The 15,990-nt window shown below is 52.8% G+C and carries 16 protein-coding genes; 6 read left to right on the top strand and 10 right to left on the bottom strand.

The window, feature by feature from the left end; translation table 11 throughout:
- Window positions 1-254: 254 nt before the first annotated feature.
- The 3 genes from AAHF05_RS12065 to AAHF05_RS12055 form a co-directional block, all read right to left on the bottom strand.
- Complete coding sequence (locus tag AAHF05_RS12065) at window positions 255-3,350, bottom strand: multidrug efflux RND transporter permease subunit (RefSeq protein WP_129323456.1); 3,096 nt, start codon at window positions 3,348-3,350, stop codon at window positions 255-257.
- Window positions 3,351-3,354: 4 nt separating this feature from the next.
- Window positions 3,355-4,218: an ABC transporter six-transmembrane domain-containing protein gene (locus AAHF05_RS12060; protein ID WP_028018813.1), complete on the bottom strand. Its 864-nt coding sequence runs from the start codon at window positions 4,216-4,218 to the stop codon at window positions 3,355-3,357.
- A gap of 169 nt (window positions 4,219-4,387) precedes the next feature.
- The gene (locus AAHF05_RS12055; RefSeq protein ID WP_374936333.1) at window positions 4,388-4,780 is read right to left on the bottom strand and encodes a transporter; all 393 of its coding nucleotides are present in this window, start codon (window positions 4,778-4,780) and stop codon (window positions 4,388-4,390) included.
- A gap of 265 nt (window positions 4,781-5,045) precedes the next feature.
- On the opposite strand from AAHF05_RS12055, the gene AAHF05_RS12050 reads away from it, so the two are divergent.
- Together AAHF05_RS12050 and AAHF05_RS12045 are read left to right on the top strand one after the other, a co-directional pair.
- Window positions 5,046-5,750, top strand: coding sequence for a response regulator (locus AAHF05_RS12050; protein ID WP_028018815.1), 705 nt, complete (start codon window positions 5,046-5,048; stop codon window positions 5,748-5,750).
- Window positions 5,747-6,811, top strand: coding sequence for an ATP-binding protein (locus AAHF05_RS12045; protein ID WP_028018816.1), 1,065 nt, complete (start codon window positions 5,747-5,749; stop codon window positions 6,809-6,811). Before AAHF05_RS12050 ends, AAHF05_RS12045 begins: the two co-directional genes overlap by 4 nt.
- On the opposite strand, the gene AAHF05_RS12040 is transcribed toward AAHF05_RS12045, so the two are convergent.
- The 7 genes from AAHF05_RS12040 to pspF form a co-directional block, all read right to left on the bottom strand.
- Window positions 6,792-7,733 (bottom strand): ATP-grasp fold amidoligase family protein, encoded by a 942-nt coding sequence (locus AAHF05_RS12040; RefSeq protein WP_049006916.1) that lies wholly within the window; start codon window positions 7,731-7,733, stop codon window positions 6,792-6,794. The genes AAHF05_RS12045 and AAHF05_RS12040 overlap by 20 nt on opposite strands.
- Window positions 7,734-7,892: 159 nt before the next feature.
- The gene (gene sapF / locus AAHF05_RS12035; protein ID WP_028018817.1) at window positions 7,893-8,699 is read right to left on the bottom strand and encodes a putrescine export ABC transporter ATP-binding protein SapF; all 807 of its coding nucleotides are present in this window, start codon (window positions 8,697-8,699) and stop codon (window positions 7,893-7,895) included.
- Window position 8,700: 1 nt separating this feature from the next.
- Complete coding sequence (sapD, locus tag AAHF05_RS12030; protein ID WP_028018818.1) at window positions 8,701-9,693, bottom strand: putrescine export ABC transporter ATP-binding protein SapD; 993 nt, start codon at window positions 9,691-9,693, stop codon at window positions 8,701-8,703.
- Window positions 9,693-10,583 carry a putrescine export ABC transporter permease SapC gene (gene sapC / locus AAHF05_RS12025; protein ID WP_028018819.1) on the bottom strand — a complete coding sequence of 297 codons (891 nt, stop codon included), beginning with the start codon at window positions 10,581-10,583 and terminating at the stop codon, window positions 9,693-9,695. Before sapC ends, sapD begins: the two co-directional genes overlap by 1 nt.
- The gene (gene sapB / locus AAHF05_RS12020; protein ID WP_028018820.1) at window positions 10,570-11,535 is read right to left on the bottom strand and encodes a putrescine export ABC transporter permease SapB; all 966 of its coding nucleotides are present in this window, start codon (window positions 11,533-11,535) and stop codon (window positions 10,570-10,572) included. The genes sapC and sapB overlap by 14 nt, the downstream gene beginning before the upstream one ends.
- Window positions 11,532-13,172 carry an ABC transporter substrate-binding protein SapA gene (gene sapA, locus AAHF05_RS12015; RefSeq protein WP_129323457.1) on the bottom strand — a complete coding sequence of 547 codons (1,641 nt, stop codon included), beginning with the start codon at window positions 13,170-13,172 and terminating at the stop codon, window positions 11,532-11,534. The genes sapB and sapA overlap by 4 nt, the downstream gene beginning before the upstream one ends.
- An 88-nt stretch (window positions 13,173-13,260) precedes the next feature.
- The gene (gene pspF, locus AAHF05_RS12010) at window positions 13,261-14,238 is read right to left on the bottom strand and encodes a phage shock protein operon transcriptional activator (protein ID WP_129323458.1); all 978 of its coding nucleotides are present in this window, start codon (window positions 14,236-14,238) and stop codon (window positions 13,261-13,263) included.
- 166 nt (window positions 14,239-14,404) lie between these two features.
- Between pspF and pspA the strand changes: the two genes are divergently transcribed.
- The 4 genes from pspA to pspD are packed head-to-tail and all read left to right on the top strand — an operon-like array spanning window position 14,405 to window position 15,942.
- Complete coding sequence (gene pspA / locus AAHF05_RS12005; protein ID WP_028018823.1) at window positions 14,405-15,073, top strand: phage shock protein PspA; 669 nt, start codon at window positions 14,405-14,407, stop codon at window positions 15,071-15,073.
- Window positions 15,074-15,127: 54 nt separating this feature from the next.
- Window positions 15,128-15,352 carry an envelope stress response membrane protein PspB gene (gene pspB / locus AAHF05_RS12000; RefSeq protein WP_028018824.1) on the top strand — a complete coding sequence of 75 codons (225 nt, stop codon included), beginning with the start codon at window positions 15,128-15,130 and terminating at the stop codon, window positions 15,350-15,352.
- The gene (gene pspC, locus AAHF05_RS11995; RefSeq protein WP_028018825.1) at window positions 15,352-15,711 is read left to right on the top strand and encodes an envelope stress response membrane protein PspC; all 360 of its coding nucleotides are present in this window, start codon (window positions 15,352-15,354) and stop codon (window positions 15,709-15,711) included. Before pspB ends, pspC begins: the two co-directional genes overlap by 1 nt.
- A 12-nt stretch (window positions 15,712-15,723) precedes the next feature.
- Window positions 15,724-15,942 carry a phage shock protein PspD gene (gene pspD / locus AAHF05_RS11990; protein WP_049006925.1) on the top strand — a complete coding sequence of 73 codons (219 nt, stop codon included), beginning with the start codon at window positions 15,724-15,726 and terminating at the stop codon, window positions 15,940-15,942.
- The last annotated feature ends 48 nt before the right edge of the window (window positions 15,943-15,990 follow it).

The raw sequence follows: 15,990 nt of genomic DNA, 5'->3' as shown, positions 1-15,990 counted from the left end.
TTCATTGCTTATTTTGCCTTGTAATTCATAGTGTTACAGGCAGTATTTCAAAATCATTCGAAATTAGCTCGAAATTATAGCCCACTCACAGCCCCTTGTGTCACGATATTTCTCGCACTTCTCCGAAGACGCATGCCCCGAAGAATGCGTCGCGGACTCGCGGGGACTCAAAATTTCAGCATTAGTCCAGTATATCACCCGGCAACACGTTCACCTCATCCAACCAGCGAGAAAGCGCGATCCCGCAAGGGTATTCACGCTTTGCTGAGGTTATCGATGAAGCGCGCGATGACGATAAAGAAAACCGGTACGAAGAAGATCGCGAGAAGCGTACCGCTAATCATTCCGCCAAATACGCCGGTACCGATGGCATGCTGCGTACTCTCGCTCGCACCATTGGCCAGCATCAACGGAACAACCCCTAAGGTGAAGGCTAACGACGTCATCAGAATGGGGCGCAGACGCTGGCTGGCAGCATGAATGGTTGCAGCCAGCAGGGGCTGCCCCTGTCGATGGAGCTGCCTGGCAAATTCAACAATCAGAATGGCGTTCTTGGCCGACAGGCCGATAAGCGTAATCAGGCCGACCTTGAAGAAAACGTCATTCGTCATGCCGGTAACGGACACCGCTATCACCGCGCCGATAAGACCCAGCGGAACAACCGGCATGACCGCAAAAGGAATAGACCAGCTCTCATACAGGGCGGCCAGCACCATAAACACGACCAGTATCGACAGGACGATAAGGCCCGGAAGCTGAGATTCCGATTTTCTCTCCTGCAATGAACTCCCGGCCCACTCGCCAGCCATGCCCTGAGGCAGACTCCTGGACACGTTCTCCATAACCTTCATTGCGGTGCCGCTGGACTCTCCCGGCGCCGCATTTCCGGTAATGCGAATAGCCGAATATCCCTGATAACGCGTCAACTGCTGCGGCGCAACGTTCCAGGAAAGCGTGGCAAACGTCGATACCGGCACCATCTGTCCCATCCGGTTTTTCACTGATAATGTCAGTATCTGCTCTGGCTGCATTCGGTGGGGCGCATCGGCCTGAATAATCACCTGCTGAACGCGGCCGTTATTCGTATAGTCATTGACGTAATTTGAGCCCAGGGTGACGGAGAGCGTCTGGTTGATTTCATCGAATGAGACGCCCATCGCTTCCGCCTTTTCTCTATCAACCTGGAGCGCAAGGCTTGTTCCTTCCGGAAGTCCGTCTATATAGACGTCACTGAGTTCAGGGCGTTGGTTGGCTTGCAGGACCAGTGCGTCGGCAGCGCGCTTTAACGCCTCGTAGCCTAGTCCCGCTCTGTCCTGCACGTACCAGGTGAAGCCCGAGGAGGTGCCCATATCCGAAATGGCCGGCGGGAGCAGGCTCATCGTGACGGCATCAGGGACGTTTGCCATACTGGCCTGTATCCGGTCGGCTTCCCCCTGGGCCGTCGAGCCCTGCCGATCTTTCCAGTCCTTCAGCGTGGTGAAGGCCATAGCCGAATTTGGTCCTGAACCTGAAAATCCAAACCCCAGGATCATAATGTTGCTTTCAATATCCGGTCGGGCCGCAATTTCCTCTTCAAATTTTTTAACCACGTCGAGGGTACGCTGCATTGTGGCATCAGAAGGCAGTTGGATTGAGGACATAAAGTAGCCCTGATCTTCATCCGGCAGAAAGGACGACGGTAACGAAGACAATCCCAAAAACAGCGCAGCACAAAGCGCAGCGTACAGGAGCAGCATACGCCCGGTTCGCTTCAGAACGGCACCCAGCCCGGCTTCGTAACAGGCGGTGAGCGAACGAAAGCGCGCGTTAAACCCGACTGCGAACCTTCCACCTCCGCTCTTTTCTGCCTTATGCGGCTTGAGTAACGTTGCGCACAGGGCAGGCGTCAGCGTCAGGGCAAGAAACGCGGACAGCAATATGGAGACTGCCATGGAAATACAAAATTGTCGGTAGATAATCCCGACGGATCCTTCGGCAAACCCCATGGGGATAAAGACGGCGGTTAGTACCAGCGTGATGCCTATAATCGCCGGGGTGATTTCCTGCATGGCTTGCCGCGTGGCGTCACGCGGGGACAGGCTTTTTTCCTCCATCAGTCGTTCAACGTTCTCCACAACCACGATGGCATCATCAACGATAATCCCTATCGCCAGGACCATGCCGAACATCGTCAGAATATTGATGGAGTAGCCGCTCAATAGCATCACCGTGAAGGTGCCAAAAAGTGCGACGGGCGCAACAATCGCCGGGATAAGCGTACAGCGTATCTTGTGCAGAAACAGCAGCATAACCAGGAAGACCAGGACCATCGCCTCTACAAATGTCTGAACAACCTTCATGATAGAAAGTTTCACAAACGGCGCGGTATCGAAGGGAACCGTAAACACCATTCCTTCGGGTAACACCCGGGAAAGCTCGTCGATGCGCGCCCGTACGCCGGAAGCTGTACTCATTGCATTCGCGCCAGGCGAGAGCTGGATTGCCGCCGCCGTTGCGGGCACGCCATTTTCACGGATACCAAAGGCGTAGCTTTGCAGGCCAGATTCAATCCGCGCAATGTCGGACAATTTCAGGCGGGCGCCGGATGCGTCAGATTTCAGGGTGATATTTCTGAACGCCTCTACCGAGGAGAGTTGTCCCTTCACGGTGATGGGATACGTCACCCCTTGTCCTGCAGATGCGGGCTCATCTCCCGTTTTACCAGGCGAAACAAGGGCATTTTGCTGGCCAACAGCGGTAAGAACATCACTCACCGAAAGCCCGTAGCTGTGGAGCTTCATGGGATCCAACCAGATGCGCAGCGCTTTTTCGCCGCCAAACAGCTGAACTTTCCCTACGCCGGGCACGCGACGAAGCTCGTCACTGACATTTCTGGCAAAGTAGTCGCTTAAATCGGCTTCCTCAAATTGACCCGTCGCGGACTTCAGCCCCACCATCATTAAAAACCCAGAGTTAACGGCCTCAACGTTAATGCCGTTTTGCCTTACCGCCTGAGGTAGACGAGGCTCGACGATCTTAATCTGATTCTGCAGATCCATCTGCGCCAGCTTGATGTCCGTGCCCGGTTTAAACGTAACGGTAATCGATGCTGAACCGGTTGTGTCACTGGATGATTCAAAGTAGAGCAAATTATCTACGCCAGAGATTTCGCGCTCGATTAACGATATCACCGACGTGTTCATGACATCGGGGCTGGCCCCCGGGTAACTGACGGAAATAATGATTCCAGGGGGCGCCACCGCCGGATACTGCGCAACCGGCAAACGGGGAATAGACAGGAGTCCTGCCAGAACGATAAAAAGCGCCACTACCCAGGCGAAAACGGGGCGTTCAATAAAAAAATGCGGCATTAAATTAACGTCCCGTTACGTGAATTTCATCATCAGTGGATACGCGCTTACCGATATCCCTGAGCTGCGAAAATTTCTCAAGAAGCTGCGGTGCATCATCGAGGCTCGTCGCGAACATCCACATGTAGGTCATCACCGAATAAATATGTCCGGCGGTGATGCCGGTTGAGCGCGTCATCCAGACGATGGTCAGCGTAAAAAGCGCGGCAACAAGCACGCCAACCCACAAATAACCCCACGCCTCGCGGTCAGATAATGCGATACGTAAACGCGCCAGCGTGGAGTAATGTCGGTGAAGCGTGGCCGTGCCCGCCTTATGAACATAATCCACTTCTTTTTCCAGCCGATTATTCAGGCGCATGAACAGCCATTCATTTTTACGGGCGTATCCTGAAACAAATCCGAGCAGGATAAATACAATCGCAAAGCACATGACGCCGGCCCAAAATTCAATAAACATCAACATGATTGCGGCACCAAAAAGTGAGCTCAGCGAAGTAATAAGCAGGGGAAGGTGCATTTCAAAGAAATCTACATATTCGCGCGAGAGCGTTACCCTGGCGGCGATCGCCGAATGGTTAAGCTGATATTTGCGCTGTGCCAGGACGACGGAAACCGCGAGTCCGGCATAAATGCGTGCAAACGTGCGCGTGTCTACGCTCCGTCTGGCTGCACCGATGAACCACATGCAAAGTACCATCAGGCCATACAGCGCGGCGTTAAGCGTTTCACCGGCGAGGATGGCATTTATCGCGATGCCAGCCAGAACGGGATAAAGTAAAAACGTCACGTTTTCGGCCACCACCAGGAAAAAAGTGACAACCAGTTTTTTCCGGTGCCGTATTGCGAGTTTTTTTAGCGAGTGCATTACTCCGGCTGGTTCAGAAGAACGAAGATTATTACGGTTCATCATTATGGGTAATTTTTATCAGGTTTTTTCAGTGAGTTATTTTTGTGCAAAATAGCGTGAGGGAGAGTCTACCGCGCACCTGTTTAGCGGAAATGGGCGGTTTGTGGAGGTTGTGTGGAGCAACGGCTCAAATCATTCTTATAATAAGGTACAGCGGGGCTCCACCAAAAAAAATGATCAAATAACACTCGTAGTAAAAGATCAGATCCTCGATATCAGGTATCACGTTTAACAGCACGGTGAACGTAATAATGAGATAAACAAAAATCACCATCAACCAGAAGGCGACGACGAGTAGCTCAGTCAACGCGCCAGCTTTATTCTGGATTATCAGAGAGACAACCGACAATGCGATGCAGCCATAGATGATGGGTGAAGAGAGTAGCGTTGAGGCGACTTTTTCATCCATTTTGTGTACCAGCACCAGCCAGGTATAAAGTAATCCCCAGGACAGCAGCAGGAACAGGGAATATATGCCCAGCTTTTTGGGAGAGAAATATTTAGAAAGTTCCATGTTCATTATTTGAGTCAACTTCATAAAGTCATTAAGTAACAGGATTAATTTGCAACGCCCAATGTAAAAAGAGTTTTGTCTCAATAACGATTGTGTACGGGCATTGTCGAGTCTTTATTGACGAAATGTGTAGGCTGTATGGAGAATTAACCGGGCAGGTAAATCAGCCGGGAATTTTTCGTGACTACGGCACTTTCTCCCGGCGGCTGTGTCTTATTGTGCTAAAGAGATCTGATAGCGAGCTCAAAGGGTTTTCACCCACGGAGATAAAATGTACAAAAATACGCTGATCCTAGTTGTTGAAGATGAAGACGAAATCGCCGATATACTGATGAGCTACTTAGAGCGTTCGGGAATGAAAACGCTCCGAGCCCGGCAGGGCGAGCAGGCCATAGCGCTCAATCGCCTCCATAAACCTGATCTCATATTGCTGGACATTCACCTGCCCGTATGTGACGGCTGGAGTGTACTCACCACGATTCGTCAGGAAAGTGTTGTCCCCGTCATTATGGTTTCCGCTCTCGATCAGGATGTCGATAAGCTCATGGGGCTGAGGCTGGGCGCGGATGATTACGTGATCAAACCCTTCAACCCTTCTGAAGTTGTCGCACGGGTTGAGGCGGTGCTGCGCAGGACAAAACCCGCGCTTCAGCAGACGGGTTCCCAGCCGCTCAGAACGCCATTTATTACGGTCTATCCGGATGACTTCTACGTGGAAGTCACCGTGGAGGCAGAGGTTGTCTCCCCGGTATTAACGACGACCGAATTTAAATTGCTCACATACCTGGTGAGATACCCGCGAAAGGTCTGCTCCCGCGAAGAGCTACTCAACACATGTCTGCCGGAAGGGGATACGCTCGACAGAACGGTCGACAGCCATATGAGCAAGTTGCGTAAAAAACTGGAGCTTGCTGGCCTTTACGGTGTTCCAGAGAGCATCAGAGGCATGGGTTACCGGCTTGGGGAAAAGAAATGAACAAAGAGTCTGTTCTGAGTCGTCAGATCTTAACGTATATGCTGTTGTTGACGTTTACGATCATTGCCATCGCCGTACTCGGCTCCTGGTTTTTTTACTCCTTTATTCTGGAACACCTCCCGGGCGGCGCTGCTGCGGGCGATGACGAGCAGATGACGATGTGGGACTGGGTATGGATTGGGACCGCGACAACGATCAGTCTGATTATTGCACTCTTTTTCACGATCAAACTTTCATCGCGGATCCTCACCCCGCTAAACGCGGTAGCGTCCAGCCTGAAAAAGATTTCTCAGGGCGATCTGGACGCCAGGGCATTCTGCGCCAGTTCCCGGCTGGGTGAGATCAATCACCTGGTGACGGATTTCAATGAAATGGCGGAAAAATTACAGACGCTGGATATTCAGAGGAAATCCTGGAATGCCGCTATTGCGCATGAGCTGAGAACCCCAGTCACGATCTTACGCGGACGGCTTCAGGGGTTGGTTGACGGCGTTTTTACCCCGGACCCGGTGCTGTTTAATAATCTTCTCAAACAGACGGAAGGGTTAACCCGCCTGATTGAAGATCTCCGGGTTATCAGTTCGGATGGCGGGGCGGGTTACACGTTATGCCAGTCCAGAACGGATCTCAAAGGGACAATACAGAATGCACTCGATACGTTCATGCCCGAGTTCAGCCGTAAGGCGTTTACCGTCAATACAGACCTGAGGGATCAGCAATGCGTATTCGATCCATTACGCATCAATCAGTGTCTGACCGTTTTATTTGATAATGCCTTACACTATTCAACCTCGCGCACGCTCATCGTGAAAAATGGCGTTTCTGATAAAGGCAATTATATCCTTATTCAGGACGGGGGACCGGGCATCCCCGGAGAGTTTCATGATTTCCTGTTTCAGCCCTTTCAGCGCGATAATGGCGCCAGACATGTGAACCCGGAAGGCTGTGGTTTGGGCTTGTCGGTGGTAAAAGCCATCATGCTGGCTCATGGTGGCGATGTTACCTATACCTTATCGACGCAAAACCACTCGATATTTAAACTCACCTGGCCCGACTCGTGAGCTTCAGCGGCAGGTCAAATGTGCCTGCCGGCGATAAATGCCATATTTTTCCTAACTTAGCATCCCATTCCTGCGGGGTAATCGTCAGTTTACCGCGTCTCGGGCTTAAGGTTATCTCGCTGAAATAGATTTCGTCTCTTTTTAACATAAGGTCCACACGGCAGTAGTCAATGCCATGCGCCAGCTCCTGGGAGGCCAACAAAGCCTGTCGGAACAAGAGCGGTTCGCCTGGCTCTACTGAAGTATTCGGATATTCCATCCGGAAGGGTTGTAAGTTCCAGTGCCTGTCATAAACGTTGATAAACCCTTTGCCGTTATCATCCGTAAAATCCGCTTCTACATAGTGAGCAACACCATGAAAGCAATGGATCCTCAGCATTTCGGGCGTTGTGTTCCTGTCAGCATCGTCGAAGAGATCGACAAACGGCTCGCAAAGTATACTCGGCGTAATGTTTTTGTACTGCCATTCGCGCGTGGTGTAGTAAAGATTTTTCTTTAACGCGAGGCTCAGCTTTTTACACGCTTCTCTTTCATTAAATTGCGATTTGTTTGTACATATTATTGTGCTGCCGCTGTCATGGTTGCACTTAAGGACGAATTTGTCAGGAAGAACTGAAAAATCAATCTGCGACGGCCTCGTATAAACGCCGATTAATGGCACTGTTTTCACGCGCGTTGTTCTGGAGGAAACGTACGCCCGAACGGCGAGTTTATCGGCAAGCATCGTGTAGAAGTTATTATGGTCATAGACCAGACGATGGCATATTTTTTCACTCAACGTTGTGGGTGAGTTAATGTCAGGGTTTTTCCCGGATACTCTTTTAAGCCTCATGGTATGAAAGTGCAGGTCCGTCATTAAAAATGAACGGCATTTTCTGATGAGATACTCTGTGTATTTTAGAACGTAAGTGACAGTGTTCATTTCTTCTCCTCCGTATTGTCCGGATATTCTGGAGAAGAACTGTTGATTGATATTGCTTAAAATATGGAGCAGGGGTGGAGACGAAAAATTAAAGGATTAAATAGCGTACGCAGGCTATTTAATCCTTAATTTAGGGGGGATTTGTGTTTACCGTCGCGCTTAGCGGTCCTTTCTCCACGCATCAGCCGTCAACGCTTCACCGAAATGACCGGCAATCAGCCGTTTTGTCAGCTCATGAAGCGGAGAGGCCATCACATCCGCCGTGCTGCCGCGCTCGACAACTTCGCCCTGGTGCATGACCATCACCTGGTCGCTGATGTGTTTCATCATCCCCAGATGTTGGGTGACGTAGATATAAGAGATACCCTGTTTTTCCTGCAATTCCAGCATCAGGTTAATTAACTGCGAACGCATCGACATATCCAGCGAGGCAAGCGCTTCGTCGGCGATGATCACTTTCGGGCGCAAAATCAACGCGCGCGCCAGGCCCAGACGCTGTTTCTGACCCGGGGCTAACATATGCGGGTAATAGCTTTCGTGATCGGGCAACAACCCAACCATACGCAGGGTTTCAAAGATACGCTTACGGCGCGCCTCTGGCTCCAGGTCGGTGTTCAGACGCAGCGGAAAATCCAGAATTTGCGAAATGCGCTGACGTGGATTGAGCGAGGTTGACGGATCCTGGAAAATCATACGGATGCGCTGGCTACGGAAAGAGTAATCACCGAATTCCAGGGGATGATCGTCAATCAACACTTCGCCTGCCGTCGGTTCAACCATGCCGGCGAGCATTTTCGCCAGGGTGGATTTCCCGGAACCGTTCTCGCCGATGATCGCCAGGGTCTGTTTTTCACGCAGCGTAAAGCTCAGCGGTTTCACCGCGTCTACGGTTTGACGATGAAACAGCCCCGTACGGTAGCGAAAGGTCTTACTCAGGTTGCGAACTTCCAGCAAAGTTTCGACCATTTCACTCTCTCTCCATGTTCAGTGGGAAATGACAGGCGTAAAGATGATTTTTGGCCCCGGTCAGGCGTGGTGTCTCGATACATTTACGCTGAGCATACGGGCAGCGCGGGCCGAGACGACAGCCTATCGGCAAGGACTCCAGCAGTGGAATGGCTCCTGGCAACGTATTCAGGCGACTCTTATGCGGCATGGCGCTGCCAAAATCCGGAATGGCACGGATCAGCGCCTGCGTGTATGGATGATGCGGCGCGTTGATTAAATCTTCACTGGGCGCTGTTTCGACCGTTTGCCCGCAGTACATGACATCAATTTTGTCGGCCCATTTGCTAAGCATCTGCAGGTCATGGCTGATCAGCAAAATGGTGGTGTTGTTATTCTGGTTGAGACGCGACAGCAGGCGGAAAATTTGCGCCTGCGTGGTCGGTTCCATCGCGTTTGTCGGTTCGTCGGCAATCAGCAAACGCGGCTGATTAGCCAGCGCGATGGCAATCATCACTTTCTGACACTCGCCGTCGGTCAGCTCATACGGGAAGCTGCGCATGGCATCTTTATGATCTTTGATCCCGACGCGGTGCAGCAGCTCAATGGCGCGACGCTTGCGCCAGCCAATGCGCTGCCACCAGCGGCCTTTATAGGTCCAGCCTGGTATGTTCTGCATCAGCTGTTTGCCCACGCGCTCGGACGGGTCGAGACAGGATTGTGGCTCCTGGAAAATCATTGAGACGTTATGGCCCACCAGTTTACGACGCTCGCGGTGGGAGAGGCGCAGCAGGTCAATATCATCGAACCGCATACGGTCAGCGGTCACGCGCCAGTTATCTTTTGCCACACCGCAGATGGCTTTAGCGATCAGGCTCTTGCCCGAACCGGATTCTCCCACCAGCCCGCGAATTTCACCCTCAGCGAGCGTGATACTGATGCGATCGACGGCTTTAACCCAGCCTTCACCGGTTTTGAACTCGATAGTGAGGTTGCGAATATCAAGAAGCGGCATTATTGCACCCCCGCGTTAATTGCACGGCGAATACCGTCGCCCAGCAGGTTGATAAGCAGCACGCTCACCATGATGGCCGCACCTGGCAACATAACCACCCACGGCGCCACGTAGATGAGCTCCAGGGCATCGCCGAGCATCGCACCCCATTCAGGCGAAGGCAGCTGTGCGCCGAGGTCGAGGAAACCGAGCGCCGCGATGTCCAGAATCGCCATCGACAGGGCGCGGGTGATCTCGGTGACCAGCCCGGAAGCGATGTTCGGCAGAACGGCGAACCACAGAATATTGAACGTTGTTGCCCCGTCCAGACGGGCAGCGACGACATACTCTTTTTCCAGCTCATCATGCACCATGCTGTAAACCGAACGAACGATGCGGGGTAAAATTGCCAGCCAGACGGCGAACATGGCATGCGACAGATGCGGACCCGCAAACGCGACGACAATGATTGCCAGCAGCAGAGACGGGATCGAGAGCAGGGTGTCCAGAATGTGGTTCAACACCGCCGAACGCAGGCCATGGGTGGAACCTGCAAAAATGCCGAGCGCCAGACCACAGATCGTTGCCGCAAAGGTCACCACAAATGCGCCACCCACCGTTGGCGCTGCACCGCTCAACAGGCGGCTTAACACATCGCGCCCAAGGTCGTCAGTGCCCAGGAAGAAAGAGACCTCGCCGTAGCGTGACCAGGAAGGCGGCAGCAGTTGATAGCCAAGGAACTGTTGGTCAATGCCATACGGCGCAAACCACGAGCCAAAGACGCAAAGCAAGACCAGACCGGCACAGCCATACAGGCCGATCATTGCCGTGGTGTCACCATAGAATTTACGCCACACGGTACGCAGCACACCGGGCGTGCGCTTTTCACTGTATACGTTATCGTAAGGCATACCATTCCTTATGCTTCAATGGGTTAGCCATCGCACCCAAAATATCGGAGATCACGTTAACAATAATCACCAGCGAGCCAATCACCATGACACCTGCGGAAATAGCCGCATAGTCCTGCTGGCGGATGGCGTTTATCAGCCAGCGTCCGAGCCCCGGCCAGCTAAAGACCATCTCGGTGATCATTGCCAGCGTTAACATGGTCGAGAACTGTAGCCCCAGACGTGGGATCACCGGCGGCAGCGCATTGTGTAGCACATGACGGCGCAAAATGGTCAGACGTGATAATCCACGCGTGGCGGCGGCTTTGACATAGTTTTGATCAAACACCTCGATGGTGCTCAGACGCATCAGACGGATCACTTCGGTCGTTGGGGCAACCGCCAGCGTTAGCACCGGCAATACCATATGGCGCAGCGCGCTGACGATCATCTCATGACGCCACACCGAATCAGAGAGCCATGCGTCTATGATTGCAAAACCGGTCACCGATTTAACGGTATAGAGCAGGTCAAAACGACCGGAGACCGGGAGCCAGCCCATGGTCAGTGAGAAGAAAAGCGTCAGCAGCAGCGCCAGCCAGAAGACAGGGATCGAGAAGCCGAGCAGGGCGAGAGCGCTGATAAACTTATCCTGCCATTTGTTGCGATAAATTCCGGCCAGCATGCCCACGGGAATGCCGACCATCAAAGCAAAGCCGAAGGCCAGAATGCACAACTCCATCGTGGCCGGAAAAACCTCTTTTAGCTGATCGGAGATCAACTGCCCGTTAATGCTGGAGACGCCAAAATCCCAGTGCAGTAGACCGTTAAACCAGAAGATCCAGGCATCCCACAGCGATGACCCCTGAAGTGGGGCATGCGGCGTGAAATAGCTCAGGCTGAAGCCGACGAAATTCAGGAAAAAGAGCGTCACCAGCAACAGAAGAAGCCGACGTAAGGTAAAAATAATCATGGTTTTTTCACCTCTTGTTCTTTTTCGCGCGACACTCCGGCGAACGAGGCGTTGCCAAACGGGCTCAACACCAGACCTTTAATATCATAACGATAGGCCTGAAGGCGCAGGGAAGAGGCCAGCGGCAGTACGGGCAACTCCTGGGCAAGGATCTTCTGTGCTTCATCATAGGCGTCGATACGTGAGGCCAGCTGCTGGGAAGCCAGTGCTTTTTGCAGCACAGCGTCAAACTCCCGGTTACACCAGTGGGCATAGTTGGTCTGCGAGTTGATCGCCGCACAGCTCAGAAGCGGCCGGAAGAAGCTGTCCGGATCGTTACTGTCGGTCGCCCAGCCGGTCAGGGTTAAATCATGGTTCATGTCCATCAGGCGTGCCTCCTGGAAACGACCCTCAACCGGTACGATGATCACTTTCACGCCCACCTGCGCCATATCCGCCTGTAGCAGTTCGGCGGTTTTCAGTGGGCTTGGGTTCCATGCCTGGGAGCTGGTGGGCACCCAAAGTTGCAGGGTCAGGTTTTCCGCGCCCAGCGCTTTCAGTTGTTCACGCGCTTTTGCCGGATTGTACTCCGTAATTTTAGCTTCACCGTCATAGGCCCATGAGGCGCGCGGTAAAATTGAGGCGGCGGTTTCCGCCGTGCCGTAGTAGATCGACTGCATCAGGCGCTGATTGTTGATCGCCAGCGCAAGGGCATGGCGGACGGCAGGATTATTTAACGGCGGTTTGTCGGTATTAAACGCCAGATAGGCAATATTCATACCCGGGCGCAACGTCAGGCGCAGGCGCGGATCGTCGCGCAAAATGGTGAGCTGGCTGGCAGCAGGCCAGGCGAGCACGTCGCACTCCCCGGTCAGCAGTTTTGACAGTCTTCCCGTCCCGCCAGAACCGAGATCGACCACGACCTGCGGCATCAGCGGTGTACCGCGCCAGAAATGCTCGTGACGTTGCAGGCGAATATATTGACCCGCGCGGTATTCGGCGAGCTGGAACGGACCGGTGCCGACAGGTTGACGATCGAGCTGCTCCTGATGGTCCGATTTAGTCAGATTCGCCGCATATTCAGCAGACATGACTGACGCATAATGGGTTGCCAGGTGCCAGAGGAAAGAGGCATCCGGGCGCGTCAGTGTAAATTCAACGGTCCGGTTATCCAGCTTGCGCACGCTTTTAACCGTGTCGGCAAACTGCAGGCTGTCGAAATAGGGGAAGTTGCTGCCGTTAACATTATGCCACGGGTGGTTGCGGTTAAAGATTCGCTGGAAGGTAAAGACCACATCATCCGCATTCAGCTTGCGCGTTGGGGTAAACCACGGCGTTTTTTGAAACGCGACATCATCACGCAGATGAAAACGGTAGGTGGCGCCGTTATCAAGCACTTCCCAGCTTTCCGCAAGCTCAGGCACCAGACGATAAGTGTAAGGATCGACATCCAGCAGACGATCGTAAAGTTGTGCGGCAAGCGTATCGACAATCAGGCCGCTGCCCGCCTTTTGCGGGTTGAAAGTATCCACCTGACCGCTTACGCAATAGACGAAGCCGCTGTCACGAATATCAGGCTGCGCAACGTGCTCGGGCGCAGCAAAGGCCAGGCTGCTGAAGAGACCGAGTGCAAAAAAGGACGATAAAACCAGACGCATAATTTTTAAGGTTTTTAGGTTCGATCTGCAAAGTGTATCGCACTTACGCCTGCTTCGTAAAAATGTCTGCGGGTAAGTGCTGATATTGTCAGCGCATTTGATGCTTTTTGAGCAATGCCCTTAATTGATGGTAGGTCAGACCCAGGAGTTCAGCCGCGCGTTTCTGGTTATATTTCGCCGTCTTCAGACTTTGCTCAAGCAATTGCTGCTCCTGATGATGCTGAAACTGACGCAAATCAAGAGGAAGAGTGGGTGACTCGCTCGCTAACGACGGTGCGGAAGCCGGCTGCATGGTGCGCTGGAAAGGATCGATAATGATGTTATCCAGCTCCGTCTCACTGCTGCCGTGGCGATAAACCGAGCGCTCAACGACGTTTTTCAGTTCACGGATATTGCCCGGCCAGCGGTAAGCAAGGAGTGTTTCCTGAGCAGATTCGCTGAAACCTGGAAACAGCGGCAGGCCGAGCTCCCGGCACATCTGAATAGCAAACTGCTCTGCCAGCAGCATGATGTCGCTTTTGCGCTCGCGCAGCGGTGGAAGCTGAACGACGTCAAAAGCCAGGCGATCAAGCAGATCGGCACGGAATTTTTCCTCCGCCACCATTTCCGACAGGTTGGCGTTAGTGGCGCACACCAGGCGTACATTGACCTGCAGCGGCTGGCTGCCGCCGACGCGTTCCAGCTCGCCGTACTCAATCACGCGCAGCAGTTTTTCCTGCACCAGCATGGGGGCGGTGGCCAGTTCATCAAGAAAGAGTGTGCCGCCATCGGCGCGTTCAAAACGCCCCGGATGGCGTTTTTGAGCGCCGGTAAACGCGCCCGCTTCATGGCCGAAAAGCTCGGTGTCGAGCAGATTTTCATTCAGCGCCGCACAGTTGAGGGAAATGAAGGGGCCATCCCAGCGCCCGGATAGATAATGCAGGCGGTTGGCGATCAGTTCCTTACCCGTACCGCGCTCACCAATGATGAGCACCGGTTTATTCAGCGGCGCGAGGCGAGAGACCTGTTCCAGCACTTCCAGAAAACTGTTTGCTTCACCGAGTAGATTGTCTTTGTATCCAGGCATGATGAAATTAACCACTCCTTAGCGATATTCACCAGGTAAGCATAGTTATCCGTTGCGTTAAAATCAATCAGTTCGATTAAAATCAATAAGATAAAAAACTGGCATGGTATTTGTATTATCTGTACAGCAGGGCATTGCCCGATAACAGAACTATGAGGACTAGATTATGGGTATTTTTTCTCGTTTTGCCGACATCGTGAACGCCAACATCAACTCACTGCTTGAGAAAGCGGAAGATCCGCAGAAGCTGGTACGTCTGATGATTCAGGAGATGGAAGACACGCTGGTTGAAGTGCGTTCTACCTCCGCCCGTGCGCTGGCTGAGAAGAAACAGTTAACGCGTCGTATTGAACAGGCTACCGCTCAGCTGAACGAATGGCAGGAAAAAGCCGAGCTCGCGCTGCGTAAAGATAAAGAAGATCTGGCCCGTGCAGCGTTGATTGAAAAACAGAAGCTGGCGGACATGATTGCAGCGCTTGAGCATGAAGTGACGCTGGTGGATGACACTCTCAACCGCATGAAGAAAGAGATTGGTGAGCTTGAAAACAAACTGAGCGAAACCCGTGCGCGTCAACAGGCATTGGCTCTGCGCCACCAGGCGGCAAGCTCTTCACGAGACGTTCGCCGTCAGCTGGACAGCGGTAAACTGGATGAAGCGATGGCGCGTTTTGAATCGTTTGAACGTCGTATCGATCAAATGGAAGCGGAAGCCGAAAGCCATAGCATCGGTAAGCAGAAGTCGTTGGATCAACAGTTCGCTGACCTGAAAGCCGACGATGAAATCAGCGAGCAGCTGGCGGCACTGAAAGCCAAAATGAAGCAAGATAACCAATAATAATTTATGCGGCACCTGAGCGTGCCGCCATGCATCGTAAGACAAGGAGTACACATGAGCGCGCTTTTTCTGGCCATACCTCTGACTATTTTCGTGCTGTTCGTTTTGCCGATTTGGTTATGGCTGCACTACAGCAACCGTTCTTCACGGGGCGAGCTTTCCCAGAATGAACAACAGCGTCTGGTACAGCTATCCGAACAGGCGAATAAAATGCGCGAACGCATTCAGGCACTGGAAGATATCCTGGATGCCGAGCATCCAAACTGGAGGGATCGTTAATGTCTGGACTGAATCTGAACAAAAAACTGTGGCGAATTCCGCAGCAGGGTATGGTGCGCGGCGTCTGCGCCGGGCTGGCCCATTATCTTGATGTTCCAGTGAAGCTGGTCCGTGTCGTCACGGTATTGTCTATTTTCTTCGGCCTGGCGTTTATCACCCTGGTGGCGTACATCATTCTGTCATTTGTGCTCGACCCGATGCCGGAAGGTGAACTGGCTGCGGAAGGTGCGCCAACCAGCAGCGATCTCCTGAATGCAGTGGACGATCAACTGGCCGCAGGTGAAAAGCGGTTGCGGGAAATGGAGCGCTATGTCACCTCGGATACCTTTACGCTGCGCAGTCGTTTTCGTCAGCTTTAAGAGAGAGCCTACATGAAGCAAAACTGGCAACAGGCCGGTCAGAAGGTCAAACCCGGCCTGAAAATCGCAAGTAAACTGGTCCTGCTGACGGCGTTACGTTACGGCCCGGCGGGTGTGGCGGGGTGGGCAATCAAATCTGTTGCCCGTAAGCCCGTCAGATTGTTGCTGGCCGTGGCGCTGGAGCCACTGCTGCAGAAACTGGCCGGACGTCTCGCAGGAAAATTTAAATAATAGTGGTATGGCATGCGCATCAGCGTGCCGTTTCACTGTACGGTTTTA

Source organism: Enterobacter adelaidei (assembly GCF_041937165.1).
GTDB classification, from domain to species: domain Bacteria; phylum Pseudomonadota; class Gammaproteobacteria; order Enterobacterales; family Enterobacteriaceae; genus Enterobacter; species Enterobacter adelaidei.
The sequence above is the reverse complement of the archived record's forward strand: the minus strand, read 5'-3'. Positions and strand labels throughout refer to the sequence as shown.

Excerpts from the sequence above, each read along its gene's own strand:
- pspA (WP_028018823.1), top strand. The coding sequence starts at position 14,405 with ATGGGTATTTTTTCTCGTTTTGCCGACATCGTGAACGCCAACATCAAC.
- sapC (WP_028018819.1), bottom strand. The coding sequence starts at position 10,583 with ATGCCTTACGATAACGTATACAGTGAAAAGCGCACGCCCGGTGTGCTG.
- AAHF05_RS12060 (WP_028018813.1), bottom strand. The coding sequence starts at position 4,218 with ATGCACTCGCTAAAAAAACTCGCAATACGGCACCGGAAAAAACTGGTT.
- AAHF05_RS12055 (WP_374936333.1), bottom strand. The coding sequence starts at position 4,780 with ATGAACATGGAACTTTCTAAATATTTCTCTCCCAAAAAGCTGGGCATA.
- sapF (WP_028018817.1), bottom strand. The coding sequence starts at position 8,699 with ATGGTCGAAACTTTGCTGGAAGTTCGCAACCTGAGTAAGACCTTTCGC.
- pspD (WP_049006925.1), top strand. The coding sequence starts at position 15,724 with ATGAAGCAAAACTGGCAACAGGCCGGTCAGAAGGTCAAACCCGGCCTG.
- AAHF05_RS12040 (WP_049006916.1), bottom strand. The coding sequence starts at position 7,733 with ATGAACACTGTCACTTACGTTCTAAAATACACAGAGTATCTCATCAGA.
- AAHF05_RS12050 (WP_028018815.1), top strand. The coding sequence starts at position 5,046 with ATGTACAAAAATACGCTGATCCTAGTTGTTGAAGATGAAGACGAAATC.
- pspB (WP_028018824.1), top strand. The coding sequence starts at position 15,128 with ATGAGCGCGCTTTTTCTGGCCATACCTCTGACTATTTTCGTGCTGTTC.
- AAHF05_RS12065 (WP_129323456.1), bottom strand. The coding sequence starts at position 3,350 with ATGCCGCATTTTTTTATTGAACGCCCCGTTTTCGCCTGGGTAGTGGCG.
- AAHF05_RS12045 (WP_028018816.1), top strand. The coding sequence starts at position 5,747 with ATGAACAAAGAGTCTGTTCTGAGTCGTCAGATCTTAACGTATATGCTG.
- sapB (WP_028018820.1), bottom strand. The coding sequence starts at position 11,535 with ATGATTATTTTTACCTTACGTCGGCTTCTTCTGTTGCTGGTGACGCTC.
- sapD (WP_028018818.1), bottom strand. The coding sequence starts at position 9,693 with ATGCCGCTTCTTGATATTCGCAACCTCACTATCGAGTTCAAAACCGGT.
- pspF (WP_129323458.1), bottom strand. The coding sequence starts at position 14,238 with ATGCCTGGATACAAAGACAATCTACTCGGTGAAGCAAACAGTTTTCTG.
- pspC (WP_028018825.1), top strand. The coding sequence starts at position 15,352 with ATGTCTGGACTGAATCTGAACAAAAAACTGTGGCGAATTCCGCAGCAG.
- sapA (WP_129323457.1), bottom strand. The coding sequence starts at position 13,172 with ATGCGTCTGGTTTTATCGTCCTTTTTTGCACTCGGTCTCTTCAGCAGC.